The following is a 1,360-nucleotide window of genomic DNA, read 5'->3' on the forward strand; positions in this document are numbered from 1 at the left end:
GCCAGGGCGTTGATGCTCCTATAGTTGTCAACTCGCGATTTCGCCCGTTCTTGGGTCGGTTTTGACGAGGTGGTAGACCTCTCGAATCACGTAGCGTTTCAGGCAGCGGATGATGTCGCGTTTGCTTTTGCCCTCGGCTGTGCGGCGGGTGACGTAGGCGATTGTTGGCTCGTGGAATCTCATCCTGACGATCACGGTTCTGTAGATCGCGGCATTGAGTTGACGGTGCCCGCCGTGATTGATGCGGTGCTTCCCGCTGGTCATCCCGGAACCTGCCGGCACGGGGCTGATCCCGGCGAGCTTCGCGAATGCGGCTTCGCTGCGGATCCGTTCAGGATTGTCCCCGGCGACGATGAGGATCTCTGCGGCGGTATCGACGCCGATGCCGAACTCGTCCAGCAGGTGCGGGGCGCGTTGGGCGACGAGTTGCTCGATCTGCGCTTCAAGGTCTTTGATCTCCTCGTTCAAGGCAATCCAGCGTCTGGCGATCGATCGGAGTGCGTGCCGGTTCGCGTCCTCTGGCGTCTCTAATCCGCGTGGGCGGAGCGCGGCGCAGTGACGGGCGATCATCTTCTGCGTTTTCCGTGCCGTCTCGCGCCGTAGCTCTTCGTCCGAGTGGACGAGCAGCGCCTTGAGCGTCACCATCGCCCCGGTGCGGTCTTTCACCGCGGTATCGTGGGCGACTTTCAGCTGCCGGATCATCTCCACCACCCCGTCAGCGGTCTTCGGGACCGCAGTCGCGAACCCGGCAAGTACTGCCCTGGCGGCGTTCTCCGCGTCGAGCGTGTCGGACTTCCCGTTCAGCCGGCGCAGCCGCCGATCGGGCCGGGAGACCTCGACGACCTTGTGTCCGTTCCGGCGGACGAACGAGGTCAGCCCGGCACCATAGGAGCCGGTGCCTTCGATTCCGAACGCGATGATCTTCCCGAATGACGACGCCCACTCGAGCAACTGCTTGAACCCCGCAGTGTCGGTCGCGATCGTGAGGGTCGCCAGGACCCCGCCGATCGAGTCCATCACCGCGGCGACATGAATGTGCTTGTGGGTATCGACGCCGATCACGACGTGCCCGGAACGGGCGGGCTCGATCTGTTCCATGGGGTGCTGTCTCCTTCACCGGTTAGCGTGGTCTCACGCTGTCGCCGGCGGGTGGACAGGACTGTCATGGGGACGCTTTGACGAGGCTCCAGGCTCCTATCAGGTCACGCCCGATCCGGCGGCAGCGGTACTGCGCCCGGCCGGAGGCTCGACAGATCAACGCCAAGGCACCCTACGGGCCAATCGTAAGCAAGGGTCAGAACACTCCGGCCAGGACTACCTCATCCTTGCGGGACGCGGCAGAAACAGACTGACAATCGTA

1 protein-coding gene is annotated in these 1,360 nt (G+C 63.7%); it reads right to left on the reverse strand.

Annotated elements, in window-relative coordinates:
- Positions 1–27: 27 nt before the first annotated feature.
- The gene (locus BOSE125_RS17775) at positions 28–1,098 is read right to left on the reverse strand and encodes an IS110 family transposase (protein ID WP_159555556.1); all 1,071 of its coding nucleotides are present in this window, start codon (positions 1,096–1,098) and stop codon (positions 28–30) included.
- Between the last annotated feature and the right edge of the window lie 262 nt (positions 1,099–1,360).

Source organism: Citricoccus sp. K5 (genome assembly GCF_902506195.1).
In the GTDB taxonomy this organism is placed as follows: domain Bacteria; phylum Actinomycetota; class Actinomycetes; order Actinomycetales; family Micrococcaceae; genus Citricoccus.

Bases quoted from the DNA above. Each gene is read 5' to 3' on its own strand.
- BOSE125_RS17775 (WP_159555556.1), bottom strand. From the start codon at position 1,098: ATGGAACAGATCGAGCCCGCCCGTTCCGGGCACGTCGTGATCGGCGTC.